The sequence below is a fragment of the Fodinibius sediminis genome (assembly GCF_900182555.1).
GTDB lineage: Bacteria > Bacteroidota > Rhodothermia > Balneolales > Balneolaceae > Fodinibius > Fodinibius sediminis.
Genome location: NZ_FXTH01000013.1, coordinates 125954 through 141636 on the forward strand (window position 1 = coordinate 125954; position 15683 = coordinate 141636).

A 15683-nucleotide genomic window follows, 5' to 3' on the forward strand; every position below is an offset into this window, starting at 1 on the left:
GCTTTCTTCATGGTTAATCGAATGTTGCTGGTATTGTCCGGGGATGGGAACCGGTTGCCGACATCCTGGCAGTGAGCAGTTTGGCCAGGATCTCCCGGGCTTCAAGGCCGTTAACGCCACGTTCCAGCTCTGCAGATGCCCTCATTACGTACACAATATCCAAAGCAGGGATAACCACCAGAAGCTGGCTGCCGCTGCCGGAGGCGAAAAACGCCTCGTGCCCCAGCACAGATTCCCCGTATATCCACCAGAGATAGCCGTAAGCATAATCCTGTCCATAGGGTACATCCGTTTTAGGGGTGGTGCTGCGGGCTATCCATTCTTCCGGCACAAGCTGGCGGCCTTCCCACAGACCCTTGCGCTCGTATAAAAGGCCAAATCTTGCGAGATCTCTGGCAGACATGCGTATGGTATAAGCCGGGTGGCGCGAACGTTCCGGCTGGTAATGGTAGGCTCCCCAGCCACTGTCATAATCCTGCATTTGGATGGGGGCGGCAATATGTTCTTCAAACGCCTGGAATATACGTTGCCCGGTTAATCGTTCAAAAATGACGCCCAGTACATTGAAATCCCAATTGTTGTAATACCAACGCTGGCCGGGTACGGAACTGCCGCGGTCCGGTTTCTGCATGCCGGGCGGCTCAAATGCAGCGGGATGATAGACACCGGAACGGGCTGTCAGCAGGTCAGCTATGGTTGCTGATTTTTCAATCCTGGTCAGCTTTTGCCTGTCATCTATGCCCAATGCTCCCAGTGTCATGGTGGTATCGACCACACCTTTCGCAATATAGATTCCGTACAGGGCACTGAGAAGGCTTTTGCGAATGGAAAACACAGGGGCCAGCCCTGTATTATCTCCCCATTCTGTCACAATAACCCCATTTTCAACAAGCATAACGGCTTTTGCACCGAGGGAGTCGGCAAATTGCCTGGCCCTGTTGACTTGAGGCGCTGACCAACCGGCCTTTTCCAATGAGGCATATTGTTGCCAGGCGGTATCAGGAATGGGACGGTTCAGCTTGTGATGGGACTGGCCATCAACTGCTGAAAACGATAAGGCGGATAGAAAGAGTACAATGAAGGCGCTGCGGCCTGTGCTGTTTCGGCATCCCATAACCAAGTGTCCCGTTGATAAAAAACAAATCTATAAAATTATAGTGAAGCTCTAAAGAAAGAATTCGGGCACCTCCCGTGAAGTTGCGCGCGAAGGGAGGCTGGAAATTGGAATATTGCGGCGGGAGCCGCGGTCTATCTCAAATGAAAGGGTATAAGTACCCTGCTTGGTGCCGGCCTGCAGGCGGTGAAAACGGGGATAGAGGACCTGCCAAACCGGTCGCCGGAAAAAAATAAATTTTTTTGTAAGGATTCCCTCCTTTTTCACTCTTACTTATAGAGGGAAGTAACAGAGGTGGCCCTGCGGATCAAGGATGATCCGCGGGAGACCATAATCTCTCAACTCCCAAAAGGGAGCTGGTCAACATTTAACAAACATACAGCATTATGTCACTCCAATTCTATTTGATACCCAATCACATGACTTCCGATCCTGACGACTATATGGCCGTCAGCAGCAACTCGGAAACGTACACCATAGAAGATGTTTATGAGCATATGACGCGAGAAGGCTCGACCATTACCAGGGCCGAAGCCCTGGCAGGTTACGAGGAGGTAACGCAGGGCATCATCAATCTTGTAAGGGAAGGCAATTCGGTGGTAACCCCGCTGGCCCATTACAGCTCAAGCATAAAGGGCGTATTCCGCGGCGAGGAAGACGACTTCGATGCCAGTCGTCACCAGGTGAGCGTCAATATGTCTACCGGCCGGCGGATGCGGGAGGTAGCCGGTGATATACCCGTACAGAAAGTCCCGGTCAGGCAGCGTCAGCCTGCCCCCGTTCATTTTCACGACAATGCCAGCGAAAGCCGGGATGCGATCATTACTCCCGGTCGGGGTGCCCGCATCACTGGTTCGCTGTTGAAATTCAACGAGGAAGATCCCCAGCAGGGCATCTTCTTTGTCAATACTGCCGACGGCAGTGAAAGCAGGGTAGCTTCTCAGCTGCTTAGAAACAAACCGGGGGAGCTGATCTTCGTGAACCCCGGGCTGCCCGCCGGCACCTATCGTCTGGAGATTCGCACTACCCTGGGTGACACGGCTGATTTGCGTACCGGCGCACTCTCTTCTGCATTGACCGTAGCCAACGACGGTTGATGCGTGTTGGTCGCATAGTCGAAGCCTCTCTATGGGAACATAGAGGGGCTTTTTTTATGGAAAGAGGATGTCATAGCTTTTGAAACGTCTCCAAAGGGCCTTTTAAGGGGGGCAACCCTGCCTTTCAGTCGGCTCCAAAGGGTATTACAAGAGGCTTAAAAGGGGCTTACAGGCAGAGAAGGCCGTGAAAATGCTTGAACAGGTCCGCTCGGCTGGGCAGTTAGGGCTTCAAAAGGTGGCGTTACTGATCCCATGCTCCCGGCAAATGGCTCCAACTTTTAGCCCTTGCTCTTGTTTTTTGAGAATGGAGATGATTTGTGATTCGCTAAAACGTGATTTTTCATGATTGGAAGTAGTGAATTTTCTCTACTTTCAAACGGTCAACTTTCAGGGAAGACTACAGTCAACCAGAAAGAAGCTGTTGCATAACGTCCCGCCACCCATCTGTTGAAATAAGAGTAACGTTAAAGTTGGAATCAGACAAGAAAGGGTGCGGCCTGTGCCTCACGCGCATAATCAGCTGTACTTATATATCGATCAACGAGCAGCCTGTTCAATAAGATTAGTATGAGGCTAAGTCAATAAGAAAACAATAGGTTACTATTTGCAATAGTGGTATTTTGATATACTGATAATAAGCTATGCCTCTCTCAGAAATTAGATCTCTAAAATTAGCTGTCCGAGACCTCTTCCTTTTTATCGAATCTAAAAATAAAACAGAGTTTAATTACTCAAAGGTAAATAATGAAACCAAGTAGGATAATACTAAGTTTAGGTATCCTGTTATTAACAGCCCTTTCGATTAAGGCCCAGGATTGTAAATGTCCCGAAGCGGCAATGGAAGATGTATCGGAATTGACAGTGATTGGCGTAGCCGATTACGCAAACTTCTTAAATATTAATGGGTTGAAGAAATATTCAAACATCAAATACGAAGGATTACCGTTCAACTCCACAGAAGTGAGAAGGTACATTCTAAAAAACGATAGAAGAAATACCAGAATAAAGGCCACCTATGGAAGAGATGGAAACTTGATTAATGGAATCTACATTATGAAAGATTCTCCTATCCCAAAGGTTATCCGGGATTACCTGGTAACGGACAGCTATAGAGGCTGGACGATGACAAGTAACAAAACCATCGTTCATGACTTTGATATGCAGAAGACTGAGTATGAAGTTAAAATTCAACGTGGTAAAATGAAGCAGACGTTGTTTTTTGATCTTTATGGCAACCGTATAAAAAAACTTGCCCGTACCTAACGATTGATTGGAATCGTAAAAATTAGCAGTCAGGGCTATGCAAATTTGCATGGCCCTTTTTTTATGCATTAGCATAACTTATAGCCTGAGAAAGGCTGTCCCTTCTGTAAGATACCGGCACCGGGCGACCTTGTTCAAACGGAAAAGACGCCACCGCGTCGAAACTATTAATAACGAGTCAGCGATAATAAGGAAAACGCCTGTCCACTTGGTGGCTCCTGATGTCGTTCACGGGGTTGCTGGAGATGCCAAGCCGTGTCCCCCGACGGGATTCAGTTCTATTTGTTCATCGAATGCTGCTATCAGGGGGCGGCCCCGGCTCATGGCCTCCTTTACCGGCGGAAGCGAAAGAGATGCTTGATGATGTTCTTTGCTCTCCCATATTTCGGTAACCCAGATCACCTCATCATGTTCTGAATCATTGGAGACGATGTAACTCAGGCAGCCGGGCATGTCGGCTGATCCTTCGAGCAGGATGTTGACCAGCGCTTCTCGCTGGCCGGGCCTGGCTGTTATTTTTCCTATCAATCCATACATATTGGTATGTTTTTTTATTGGTTTAGGGGGTAATACCCGGGCTGGGGCACAGGCAAAAGCCAACGCTCCTGCACTGGCCATGGATAGAAACTCATTTCGTGAAATGGTACGCTTCATACAGTTACGGTCTCGGGTATAGGGAAAGTTCTCCGGATGTTGAATGCATAACAAAAGGAAGATTAACGAATTTACTGTCGGGGAGCAAGGAAGGCGGAGGTACGGCCGGCTTATTCACTTTTCTTCTTTTTTATCATCTGGACGGCTGTTTGAACCAGCTGGGTATTGTCATAGACAATTTTTTGTCCGGGAAGATAAAGCGTATCCTCGAGGCCTATCCGGCTGTAATAGTTTCGCTGAGCCGCTTTCTTTATCATGGGCCAGGCCGAGCCTTCGTATCCGTGCAGCAGTCTTGGCAGCCCCGGTGAATGGTGATCCAGTACATGCTCAATATCATGCAGAAGCCTGGTAGCCTGGTCGGGAGGCAGGTCTGGAATCTCAATGAGTACCCGGAGGGCTTCCTTCGACTGGGCGAAGGCGGTAAACCGCTTCGCCGCTTCAACAGAATGTATCCCCGCCTCCATTCCTATGTCGAGGGAAAGCAGAAGGCGAGCAACCTCCCGGGCTCCGCGTTCATGAAAATTAACCGATGCAAAGTCGGGCAGCACCGTCCAGGAATCTATCCGCTCAAGTCTCTTGGTTACATCGGGTTCAATCCATTCGCCGGTACTCACGCCGATGGGAGCCGTAACCTCAGCAGCCCGGACAGCATGTAAAGCAGCGGATAGATCGGCAGCGGCTAAACTTTCCTGTCCCTCTTCCCCTCTTGGATGCATATGAATGGCATGCGCACAAGCCTCAACAGCATGCCTGCTTTGCAGGGCGATCTGCCCGGGAGATACTGGAATATGCGGATGTTCCTCAGGGAAACGGCTCCCATTGAGGGTGACTTGTAACAGCATAAGCTATCTGGATCTGCGATGGCCAGCGGCCCTGGACACACGACGCATGCCCTACACGCTGAAGTTATGTAAGAATGAATGACGAAAACCGGTCATAGCTAAATCGGCTGCCGGATATAGCTGTCGGCATCAGTAGCAGTGCTGTCGCTTCAGGTAACCATTTTTCAGACCGGCCATCCTTTTTTTACTTTTAATGAAGGTTTAACGTTACCTTAAAGCCTTCCTGTAAACTGTACACAAAAAGTTGAGATACTTTTAAATGTCTCAGACCCTGGAATGAGTTAGGAACCGGTATGTTTTTACCCTTTCATTTAAATCAGCAGTTTATCCTTTTACATTAATTTTGAAGATGGGTCTGGAGACAGTTGACAAATTCAACGGGGGAATGGGGGGGTGACAAGCAGGGTCTTGTGTTTTAGTGTTAAAACCACGCATTTGTGGCGGTTTGTGGCATAGGCCCGAAAAGTGCCCAGTTCTTTATTGTTGAAGGTGCCGATCCAGCCAAATAATCCTCCATTGCCCATCAGCCGCCAGGATCCTCTTATAGCCTGCGCATTGAATTCGGCATCAACCAGGTTGTGGATATCAAATTCTTTTGTCCAGCCTAAACGGTGAATAATCAATTTCTGGTCGTCAATACTATACCCCTTGATCATAAAAAAAGGCGGTATGAGGATCAGGGCACCCATGGCTATAATCGTGACCGGCTGCGGGTTGAAGTACATAAAGGTCACTGCAAATAGAGTGACGCCAACAGTAATAAACTGCAAAAGCGGGTCCCAGGAAGAGGCCTTAAAGTATGTCATCATAAACGGCTGATGATCCTTTTAGCTGGTTTGGTAGAACGGCACTGCAGTCAGGCGGTGCTGGGGCTGCAACTATATTACAAAAGACAAAATTAGACTGGTAAAAGCAAGGGAGAGTGGAATGACAGCGCGGCTTGACGGCCATGGTGGCTTTAATTTTCGTTACCGGGCCGGGAAGTCCAGAAGAATTATGTCTCCTGCTATATTTAAAAAGGAGGTGATGCGGAAATGTCTTACATTATGGCCATTGATGTAATATGCTGTATGTTTTTAGAATTTTATAGTTAGACCAGGACTATCAGTTGATGAATTATAGCTTCCTTGTGAACAGGGAAAGATGGATATTAACCACGTCGCCCCGTTTTTTTCTCGAGAAATGTTGGACAAAATAACGTCAAATCATTTCCCTGAAATTTCTGATTGTATTTCCAATGACTATGAATGGGCAGTCTTTGGGAATGGTGAGTATTTTGATATGGGAGCCCTGCCCATGGAGGTTCCCCATATCATTCACGGTGGTTCGGCCAACGGTTATAAATCGATGCCTGTAACCATTATTAAGGGGGGAGTGGATTACCACAATGCTGGCGAATTCCGGAATCAAACAGTAGAAGTAACGCTTGTACATAAGATTGTTCAAATACCGAATAAAAACCCATATCAACAATGAAATACGTTATATCATGGTTACTGCTGTTTATGATCGTGCATAGCGGGGCCGTAGTATATGCACAGGATAACCCTCTTACAGGTCTCTGGATGATAGAAAACGTGCAGGTGGGAGGGCAGGAGATGACCCCGGTTGCCAAATGGACCCGGATCAACCCTGACGGGACCTATGAGTCGGGCAACGGATGGCTTAAAAATTCCGAGGGCACCTGGACTTATAATGAGCAAGCCCGAACTTTTCTTGCAAAAGAAACCAACGGGCTGACTGATCCCTATGGAGCTTTTACGGTGGGCCTTGAAGAAGAGCAGATGAAGTGGGTGCGAACAGAGGAGGGGCAGGAGGTTACGGTAAGGATGACCCGTATCCATGAAATACCCCGGTCACCCGCCGACAAGGTACAAGGGCTCTGGGAGGTGGACAGGGATACGCATGATGGAAAAAAGGCATCCTCAACCAGCGATCCCGGGAAAAGACATACCCTGTTTATACGATGGGATCGAACCTATATGGAACATACTCCCGAGGGACAAAGACAGACTGGATACTGGCATATGAATGCCCACAGGCCTGAGATCACCTTCCTGAGCCACGGTGGAGAACAAAAGCCCCCTTCGTGGAGGATAAAAGTTATAAATGATCATGAGATGGTTATGACCGGACTTGCTGATTCCACGAAGGGGCAGGTGGTTAGATACAGCCGACTGAAGTCCTTTCCAGAGTGACTGCCATACGAAGCTTTTTTCACAGGAGCCGGGGAGCAATTGGGAACGGACCCATGTGAATCAGCACCGGCTATGAAGAACCCTGAGGCAGACAGGCACGGACCAAGCCATCGCTTATCTAAAGGCTTGGTTCGTATTCTCTTTGCTGCTTGGTTATAGCTTCTTGTTCGAATTAAAGAATACATTAAATTTATGGCCGTCCGGGTCGGAAAATACGCATACATAATAGCCGTTTTCGTCGTACCATTCTTTGTTGTCCTTCTGTGGATCGAAATGAATAGTCCCACCCGCTTTTTTAACTTCTTCTACCCATTTGTTCACTTCCTCTTTGCTTTCCGCTGAAAGTGTAAACATTATTTCATTTCCTTTCCTCAAGTCTGCTATTTCTCCCTCCATACTGGACTTAAACCGGTTGATTTCAAAAAAATGGATTACAAAATCATCATCACCCACCAGGAAACTTGCCAGTTCTTTGGTAGAAGGGGGGCAGTTCGGCTTAAATCCTAATTTGAGGTAAAAATCCCATGTCCTTTCAACATCCTGTACTGCTAAATTAGCCCAGATTTTTTTGCTATTCATTTTCTGCCTTTTTGATTTGAAAATTTTCTTGAGCCTGTTGCCGGCCACCCTGTGATCCTTTTCTCAGAAAGAGTGCTGGTCTCTGAATTATAGGGACTGGATGGGCCAATCGATGGGTGGTATTGCGACATTATCAGAGGGTAATGGTGACAAAACGATTTTTTGGAGTATGATTGCCAGTCACATGCATAAGCGGCTCCTATAATAGCGTAAAGGTAACAAATTCAAGAATAACGGCTCATTAATACTGTGCGGAGCTAGCTTGAAATGCTGGTGATAGTGACGTTGCATTTATTACGTAAGGTCTGTTAAGATTTTCGACTGCTGATGTTGAAGTGGGGAGGAACCAAGGTAAGCATCGCAGCCTGTAAACGATGGAACCAACTTTCAACGGGGATGCGCCGTTAAACATTGGCCAGAGAATCGTAAGAATTTCGTGATAACTTCGTCTCTCGAGATACTTACCTATAGGGTATACATTCAACCCAAATAAAAAAACAGGCAAATATCATGGGCCTATATCCAGACCAAATAAATGCAGGTATTGTAAGGATGATATTGGCCGTTGGACTTGTATCCTGCAAGGATATATTTCCGGGAACCGGGAGTGGTCCGACAGCCGAATACGAAGTCACGATCGAAAACGTAAGTGAATCCTATACGATTCTTAAAAGTGATGCTTTTGCGGTCTACCATGAAGGTAACCCCATTTTTGACGAAGGGAAACCCGCGACTGGCAACGGCCCCGAAGAGGGCATGTTCGACAAGCTGGTGTCCTCACTCTCATCCGACGGTAATGTTTCGGAAAGAGGAGGATTTAATCAACCTGCAGGAGCCAACGGCCCGGGTTCACTGCTGCCGGGAGAGCAGTATAAATTCAGGTTTACAGCTGCGCAGGGTGATAGATTGACATTTGCCACGATGTATATACAGTCTAACGACCTGTTTTGCAGTTCAACGGAACAAGGCGTGACACTCTTTTCTGCCGCCAACCGGATCTCTGGTGATATTACCGACCAAATTCTTCTTTGGGATGCCGGAACAGAAGTTAACGAAAAACCGGGGGGTGGCGGGCACCAGGTTTTGCGACAAACCGGACTTGGCACCGGAACACAAGAGGGCAATCCCAATGTGTACCTCGTTAACGACCAGTATAATAAGGGGATGTCCCCGATCGAATAAAGGTACCCACAGGGCATGTGGATAAATAAGTATAAATGCTTAAGGTGAAAAGTCAACCCCTGTTGAATGGGGGGACTTATATCCAACGTAGTAAGATATCTCAGCATAGCATTTGTAATTTTGAGGAAAGCTCAGTAGCTATATTGTATGGACAGGAAAAGAATACTAATAATAGAAGACGATGAAGAAATCATTGAGTTGATCGAGATCAATGTGGAGCATCTGGACTATGAGACAGATACGGCTGTTGATGGAGAAACTGGACTTCAAAAGGCGGAAAATGGACAGTATGATTTGATTATTCTTGATTTGATGCTACCCAAATTAGACGGGATGGAAATATGCAAAAGGTTACGATCCGAAAAGGACAATACTCCGATTTTAATGTTAACAGCCAAATCAGAAGAGTTTGACAAAGTAATGGGGCTGGAGTTGGGAGCCGATGATTATCTGACGAAGCCGTTCAGTATCCGTGAACTGTTGGCAAGAATAAAAGCAAATCTGCGGCGGGTTGAAGTGGATAAACAGGAGAAGTTCAGGGAAATGAAGAGGGAGGATCTATCCATTGGTCAATTAGTAGTCGAGCCGGACAAACGAAAGGTAACGATCTCGGGTAAATCTGTTTCGCTGACCCCTAAAGAGTTTGAGTTGTTGCATCTTTTTGCGGCTAACCCGGGGAAAGCATTTTCACGCGAGGAACTGTTAGAGCAGATATGGGGATATAAATTCGAGGGATATGATCATACCGTAAATTCCCATATAAACAGACTTCGGAATAAAATTGAAGAAGATCCATCTGATCCCATTTATCTAAAAACAGTATGGGGCATAGGATACCGTTTTGCCGAACAGGAGGAGATCGAGGAATGAAAAGGTTTTTTCAGTCATTTTATTGGAAACTCTCACTGGTTTTCCTGTTGCTGCTTATTGCGATGGGCATAGCTCAGGTAACCATCACCTATAACTCTTCAATGCAGTTTGTACGGCAGGCCGATCAAAAACTGAACTTGAACCTGGCCGAAAATATGGCCGCCGAATTTGAGGCAGAGCTGGAGGATGAGTTTGATATCAGCCGGATAAAAAGTTCCATCCACGATATGATGGTCGTCAATCCCAGGATAGAGATCTACCTGCTTGATTCTTCCGGAGAAATACTGGCTTTCTTTGTGGAGAAGGGAAGGCAGATTAAAACAGATTCTGTCGGAATGCAGCCGATTCACGAGTTTCTGAATAGTCCCCGGTCGGATCTTATTCTGGGTGAAGATCCCCGGGATCCCACCAGAACTAAACCAATTTCAGTGGCAGAGCTGGATATAGGCAGCCAGCAACCCGGTTATGTGTATATTATTTTGGGGGGCGAGCAGTATGATTCCGCACTCAGCATGCTGGAAAACAGTTATTTTCTGCAGACCAGCCTGAAAGTATTTGGCATCATTTTGTTGGTTACGGGCATTGTGGGTATGATTCTGTTTGCCTTCCTTACCAGGCGTCTGCACCGCTTGTCAGGTGCTATAGTAAAATTTGATGAGGGAGATCTGGATAAACGGGTGCCTGTGCATTCCAATGATGAGATCGGACGGCTGGCCCAGAGCTTTAACTCCATGGCCGACACGCTGCAAGAAAATGTTAAAGAGCTGAAAAAAACGGATCAGCTTCGTCGCGAGCTTATTGCCAATGTCTCTCACGATCTCAGGAGTCCGCTTGCTTCCATCCAGGGATATCTTGAAACAATACTGCTCAAAGGAGCTGAATTGAGTGAAGATAAAAGAGAAAAGTATTTTAAGATCATCCTGAAGAATACCGTTGGCCTGCGAAACCTGGTAGACGAGCTTTTTGAATTGTCAAAACTTGATACCCAACAGGTGAAGCCGGCGGATATGGAGCCTTTTTCAATAAGTGACCTGGTACAGGATGTTGCGTTGAAATACGCGCCCAAAGCTGAAGAAAAGGATATCGGTATCAACCTTGAATGCCCTGCTGGATTGCCGCTGGTCAAGGGAGATATAGCTATGATTGAACGGGTGCTGAGCAATCTGATTGAGAATGCCATTCAATACTCAGAAGAAGGAGGAGATATTCAAATAGAGCTTAAGAAGAAGAATTCATCCGTTCTCATACAGGTGAAGGATACCGGTCGGGGAATACCCGAGAAAGATCTGCCGTTCATTTTCGATCGGTTTTACCGGGCTGAAAAAAGCCGTTCCCGCTCAGGCGGAGGTACGGGTCTTGGATTGGCTATAGCCAAAAAAATCATGGATCTGCACGGGAAAGATATAACAGTCCGGAACAGGAACCATAAGGGAAGTGTATTTGCATTTGAATTGGGTATAGTTTGACCGTCCATGCCGATTATTCTACTTACGTAAGCAGTTCTTGCCTGTTTTGTCTCGAAGGGTTCTTTCCACAGTATGTGTCACCATCTTACTGACAGCTAAGCCATAGTTGAATCGCTGGAATTATTCAGGCTGTTCAAAGTTAGATGTGGGAAAAAAAACAAAAAAGTTCAAAGCCCGCCGACCCAACGGGGAACCGAGTCCGTGCGGATATTGGTTGACTGGCCGTATAAGAGCTGGTATTGTTTTCGTGCATCAGCGGAGAACAAGCCTGTCTTAGCTGAACGGGGGGGGATGCCCGGCAGGCCCTCCAGCCGTGATCACTGAAACGGGTTGCTGCATAGCCGATGAATTGCAGGCTCTGAAATAATAATTGCTGGGTGGGGGGATCTCCTTGATAAATTGCTTTAACTTTAGTTTTTCTTTAGCAAATGTGAGTATGCCTTGTATCGCTCAGGAGTTGCCGTTATCTTTTGTGCTTTTATTGACGTTCTTACTCAATAGAATGTTTGTCCCCAATCTCTTTTTTCATCATGATAGCGAGTAACAGCATAAATAATGGAGCTGTGATTGCCCAGGGAGTGGCAAGAAGTAATAACCGTTCAGAAAAGTCGGGATAGAAGTAAACAAACGCTATCAAAGGAGTGGTAATAGTATGAGCTATAAAGGAATATCTAACCCACTTTTGAATTCCATGTTTTTCAAATACTGGAATGGCAATGAAAGTTGCCAAGCCCATAAATATGTATCCAATGGCATCAAAGTCCCAGAAAAGAGAGTGGGGTGTTTGTTTTAGAAGCTGGATTTCTTCAGCCGTCCCTTGTAATGTTGCAGGAATTACTGTTGCCAATTGCACCACATAGTTGGCAGTGACAAATACAACGTATATTGCGGTAAAAAGAAGGGCGGCATGACTCCAAAATTTTTTCTCTTCAGGTACAACATGATGAAAGGCAAGCATTTCAAGCAGAAAAGGGAGTGTAATACACAGCGAGAAACCATAGATAAGAATCTCATCCATTGGATAAATAAGTAGATCCAGAATTTGCAGCATTTGAACGATGTAAAATGCTACTGTTGCTATAAAAGCAGCGAGTCCTGACCAGTACCCAACTTTAAATATTCTTTTGTTCATAACCGCCAAATGCTAAGGTGTGGAAATTGCTTGCAAATGAAAGATTAACTAATAAATGGATGCCGGGCAAGAAAGGGCGGGCCCAGTGACGACTGCATGACCAAAGTAATTGGCTGGGTATCCAAAGGGGTATTCTAAAAGCGGGTTAGCTGATTTAGCCCTTATTTATTTCATAAATTTTTGTGTTGTCGACAATTGGATATTTATGGGCCATTTTTTCTGCTTCCTCAAGATCGCTTGTTTCAATAATAATGTAACCAGTAATGGAATTTTTAACGAACGGAAGTTCGTTGGTTCCTGATTGAGTAATTTTTCGACCGTGCCGAAGTTCATTTCTGTCAGCCTGAATAGTTGCAATTGATTCAAACCATTGATTCCAGGCGGCGAGACCATCTGATGTTGGTTTTTCAAACCCGGAATGTAAAATTAAAAAGTTCTTTAATATTGATACCTCTTCATATTTTATTCCGATCATTTTTTATGCCAATGAACTATAGTAACAATTCTCTCCTCAAAAGCTCGTTGGCCAACATTCTTTTGTAATACCTGACAACCTGGCGAGGTGCATCCCCTTGAGACGCTGTTATATTTCTATGGTCTTATTATTTGTAAAGTGGCAATGTTAAAGCAAGATTAAATTTCCAGCCAGAACCTCGTGAAATCATAGTTCCTTCATAAGATTGATTATTTATTTCATAGGTGACATCTACTTCTTCCACTTTTTGAAGTCCTAATGAATAATGAGCACCAACGGTAAGTTTCATCCCGCGAAAAATGGCAAAGTTGATATCCATGCCCGCTTCTGCCAGGAATTTATGTTTATTAACAGTTCTTCCCACTGTTTCATACTCAACATAACGGCCATAACTGCCGCTTGAAGTGCCCGTTAATCCAGTTCTTTGACTAGTGAGCCAAGCAAACCCAATTTGGGGAGTCAGGCTTGTTAGATTTGTCCACTGCAGGGTTCTACCAATGTGAACTGGTATTTTAAAACTTGAGATGCCATTTTCAAAAGAGCGTTGACCAAAAGTATTTCCATTGCGTGTGTCAAAATAAAAAGAGTGCGATAGTTCATTTCCATAAAAGCCTGTGTGTAATTCCCATTTATCTTTCTTGATAATGATAGGGAGTCCATAGGTTCCCGCAAGTGCCAAGCCAGGTTGTAAGATTCCACTATCATCATCAACGCTAAATGTATGACGGTTAAAACCAATGGAAAAACCTCCTTCTACAGATGTTTGACCTTTTGCGAAATCAGTCGAGGCAATAAGGACGAGAAGAACAGTAATTATTTTTCCAAAATGACGAAATAGACGCATGATTGAATTTATTGTTAGAAATATAACGATCTCGTACACAAGGGGAAGCAAACTCCGAAACGTAAAATTAGTTTAAAGCGAAAGATTAGCTAGTAAATGAACAGGAGGTTCGAAGATAGCGAGGCCTGTCCCAAGGTAAGGAGCAGGCCTGCGGTTTTTTATTTCGGTTCAATAATAACCCTTTGATACCCGGTTAAGTTATGGGTTCCGTCATCCGTTACCTCCAGTATCACATGGAAGCTCTTGTCAGCCGAGTCGGACGGAACCTCTATCGTTAGCTGGTCAGAATTTTCGCCTGAGAGTGTTACCTCCTTGTTGTAGGTACCCGCTGCAGACATAACCCACCATGAGTAGGTCAGGTTATCCCCATCGGGATCAGAGGTACCCGAAGCAACAAGGGTGACGGAGGTTCCCGGTTCAGGGGAAAGCTTGACATTGTGTAGCCGGTCTCCGTTGACCCTCACAACCGGATTCCGATTGCCGGTGCCTTCTGCTGCCCAGTCCATACGGGCGGCAAAATTGTTGAAGGTGGCCGGGTAGAAGTGCTCCAGCTGGTTTCTGCAGATGGAATACGCCTCCATCTCATCATGGTTGGTGTAGGCATAGGTTTCTTCATCTGGTCCCATTGCCCATTCAAAATAACCACCCCAGCTCCCCCAGCCCGGCTGTTCTGGATTGGTTAGGCCATTCGGCAACACATGCAAGAAGGAAGGGGTGTCGCCTTCGACACCATATTTGTATTTGGGATACATACCACCAAGCGTGCCGTGACCTTGAATATGAGTCGCATATTGATTCCATTTCCCCCTTCCGGTGCCATTCTGAAATTTCCACGCGCACTCGTCCCAGATAAAAAACAGATCCTTTTTAAATTCCTGGCGCATCCATTGATGGGAGCTGATATTATAGGGGGTACCATCTTTATAACTACGATCCTGGTCAGTAATGGTATAGGCGCGGAGTTTGCCCAGGAATGTCTTGAGCTGTTGATCAGTCCGCTCCTGCTGTACTTGCCAGATGGCCTGGGCCAGCGTGTTGCCGCCACCCCAGACAAGAATCCAGAGCGGACGATCATCATGTTCATTAGCCATCTCGATAATCAGATCGCTGCCGGCCGACACATTGTCTTTGCCGATCTGTTCCATACCTCTGGACTGGCTGCCTACAACAGTTCGGTCCCGTAGGTAGCCGGGACTAGGCCAGTAGCCGAACTTCTGTCTGGTCTCATTATCCTTAAAATCATCCTGCCCGGACCGTTTGCGCAAATTGGGCAGATCCTCTTCGTAGGCATCGATCGCATCGTGAATCAGGCGTACCCACTCAGCATTTCCGCCGCTGTTACTCCAGCCGGTGGTAGCCACCAGTCCTTCAATTTCAAGCAAGTCGGCATGTACAAGCAGCCGGATCATGGATTCCATGTCATCGGGTTCCACATTGTTAGGTGATATATCAGTCAGTACGATAACACGTGGTTTTAGTGAATCGGCAGGAGATATAGCCATAAGGGCAGATAGAGGAAACAGTAAAAGCGCCAATAGAAGAAATATTCTCATACGTTTATTTTTTACTCGTAATTAAATAGGGATTCATTTCAGGGCTGCAAAAATACAGCCAGCAACCTTGTGTATAAGGACCTTTAGATTATCGGTAGTAAAATAATTATATCTTGGAATAATCGAAGAGCAACCGGGAGCTGACGGGATGACCGGGATAAGGGATTTGCCTTCCGGGCCAGTGTATGTACGAGTTCCCCGACTATTTCACACCCCACAAGGCACTAACTAGAATCTAAGCCCGATGGGCTTGTAAAAGTAACGTGGGTGTTTGCTTTCAGTCTGAAGTTCCCTACTAATAACTAATATAGGAGAGAATATGACGGAAGTGAACTACTGGCTTGGGGTTGACATATCTAAACGGCAACTGGATTGGAAGTGAATCAGACTAACAACCAACCCCTGCGCTCAGGA

General features: G+C 46.1%; 17 protein-coding genes and 1 pseudogene. 7 read left to right on the forward strand and 11 right to left on the reverse strand.

The window, feature by feature from the left end:
* Positions 1-13: 13 nt before the first annotated feature.
* Both FN808_RS14380 and FN808_RS14385 read right to left on the reverse strand, forming a co-directional pair.
* The gene (locus tag FN808_RS14380; RefSeq protein WP_142715305.1) at positions 14-1114 is read right to left on the reverse strand and encodes a serine hydrolase domain-containing protein; all 1101 of its coding nucleotides are present in this window, start codon (positions 1112-1114) and stop codon (positions 14-16) included.
* Positions 1115-1165: 51 nt separating this feature from the next.
* Complete coding sequence (locus FN808_RS14385) at positions 1166-1381, reverse strand: hypothetical protein (RefSeq protein ID WP_142715306.1); 216 nt, start codon at positions 1379-1381, stop codon at positions 1166-1168.
* Positions 1382-1500: 119 nt separating this feature from the next.
* Between FN808_RS14385 and FN808_RS14390 the strand changes: the two genes are divergently transcribed.
* Positions 1501-2211: a DNA-binding domain-containing protein gene (locus FN808_RS14390; RefSeq protein ID WP_142715307.1), complete on the forward strand. Its 711-nt coding sequence runs from the start codon at positions 1501-1503 to the stop codon at positions 2209-2211.
* A gap of 231 nt (positions 2212-2442) precedes the next feature.
* On the opposite strand, the pseudogene FN808_RS14395 reads toward FN808_RS14390, so the two are convergent.
* Positions 2443-2553, reverse strand: a pseudogene (locus FN808_RS14395) (transposase); the annotation flags it as partial.
* 402 nt (positions 2554-2955) lie between these two features.
* Between FN808_RS14395 and FN808_RS14400 the strand changes: the two are divergent.
* The gene (locus FN808_RS14400) at positions 2956-3474 is read left to right on the forward strand and encodes a hypothetical protein (RefSeq protein ID WP_142715308.1); all 519 of its coding nucleotides are present in this window, start codon (positions 2956-2958) and stop codon (positions 3472-3474) included.
* A gap of 228 nt (positions 3475-3702) precedes the next feature.
* Here FN808_RS14400 and FN808_RS14405 read toward each other — a convergent pair whose 3' ends face one another.
* From FN808_RS14405 to FN808_RS14415, 3 genes are all read right to left on the reverse strand, one after another.
* Entirely contained in the window at positions 3703-4128 is a 426-nt protein-coding gene (locus tag FN808_RS14405) for a putative quinol monooxygenase (RefSeq protein WP_221930065.1), read from the reverse strand.
* Positions 4129-4238: 110 nt separating this feature from the next.
* Positions 4239-4970, reverse strand: a complete 732-nt coding sequence (locus FN808_RS14410) for a 3-keto-5-aminohexanoate cleavage protein (RefSeq protein ID WP_142715309.1) — start codon at positions 4968-4970, stop codon at positions 4239-4241.
* A gap of 374 nt (positions 4971-5344) precedes the next feature.
* Positions 5345-5779, reverse strand: coding sequence for a PH domain-containing protein (locus FN808_RS14415; protein ID WP_142715310.1), 435 nt, complete (start codon positions 5777-5779; stop codon positions 5345-5347).
* A gap of 334 nt (positions 5780-6113) precedes the next feature.
* Here FN808_RS14415 and FN808_RS14420 point away from each other — a divergent pair, with 334 nt between their 5' ends.
* Both FN808_RS14420 and FN808_RS14425 read left to right on the forward strand, forming a co-directional pair.
* The gene (locus tag FN808_RS14420; RefSeq protein ID WP_142715311.1) at positions 6114-6446 is read left to right on the forward strand and encodes a hypothetical protein; all 333 of its coding nucleotides are present in this window, start codon (positions 6114-6116) and stop codon (positions 6444-6446) included.
* Complete coding sequence (locus tag FN808_RS14425) at positions 6443-7168, forward strand: hypothetical protein (protein ID WP_142715312.1); 726 nt, start codon at positions 6443-6445, stop codon at positions 7166-7168. The genes FN808_RS14420 and FN808_RS14425 overlap by 4 nt, the downstream gene beginning before the upstream one ends.
* 153 nt (positions 7169-7321) lie before the next feature.
* Here FN808_RS14425 and FN808_RS14430 read toward each other — a convergent pair whose 3' ends face one another.
* A complete protein-coding gene (locus tag FN808_RS14430; RefSeq protein ID WP_142715313.1) occupies positions 7322-7747 on the reverse strand; it encodes a VOC family protein in 426 nt (141 codons plus the stop codon).
* 510 nt (positions 7748-8257) lie between these two features.
* On the opposite strand from FN808_RS14430, the gene FN808_RS14435 reads away from it, so the two are divergent.
* From FN808_RS14435 to FN808_RS14445, 3 genes are all read left to right on the forward strand, one after another.
* A complete protein-coding gene (locus tag FN808_RS14435; protein WP_142715314.1) occupies positions 8258-8929 on the forward strand; it encodes a spondin domain-containing protein in 672 nt (223 codons plus the stop codon).
* Between the two features lie 147 nt (positions 8930-9076).
* On the forward strand, positions 9077-9799 hold the full coding sequence (locus tag FN808_RS14440) for a response regulator transcription factor (protein ID WP_142715315.1): 723 nt from the start codon (positions 9077-9079) through the stop codon (positions 9797-9799).
* On the forward strand, positions 9796-11265 hold the full coding sequence (locus tag FN808_RS14445; RefSeq protein WP_185958422.1) for a sensor histidine kinase: 1470 nt from the start codon (positions 9796-9798) through the stop codon (positions 11263-11265). Before FN808_RS14440 ends, FN808_RS14445 begins: the two co-directional genes overlap by 4 nt.
* Positions 11266-11755: 490 nt before the next feature.
* Here the strand turns inward: FN808_RS14445 and FN808_RS14450 are convergent, their stop codons facing one another.
* The 4 genes from FN808_RS14450 to FN808_RS14465 form a co-directional block, all read right to left on the reverse strand.
* Positions 11756-12397 carry a hypothetical protein gene (locus tag FN808_RS14450; RefSeq protein ID WP_142715317.1) on the reverse strand — a complete coding sequence of 214 codons (642 nt, stop codon included), beginning with the start codon at positions 12395-12397 and terminating at the stop codon, positions 11756-11758.
* A 154-nt stretch (positions 12398-12551) separates the two neighbouring features.
* The gene (locus FN808_RS14455) at positions 12552-12872 is read right to left on the reverse strand and encodes a YciI family protein (protein WP_142715318.1); all 321 of its coding nucleotides are present in this window, start codon (positions 12870-12872) and stop codon (positions 12552-12554) included.
* A 127-nt stretch (positions 12873-12999) separates the two neighbouring features.
* The gene (locus FN808_RS14460) at positions 13000-13716 is read right to left on the reverse strand and encodes a hypothetical protein (protein WP_142715319.1); all 717 of its coding nucleotides are present in this window, start codon (positions 13714-13716) and stop codon (positions 13000-13002) included.
* A gap of 158 nt (positions 13717-13874) precedes the next feature.
* Positions 13875-15218 carry a DUF1593 domain-containing protein gene (locus FN808_RS14465; protein ID WP_221930066.1) on the reverse strand — a complete coding sequence of 448 codons (1344 nt, stop codon included), beginning with the start codon at positions 15216-15218 and terminating at the stop codon, positions 13875-13877.
* Positions 15219-15683: the final 465 nt, after the last annotated feature.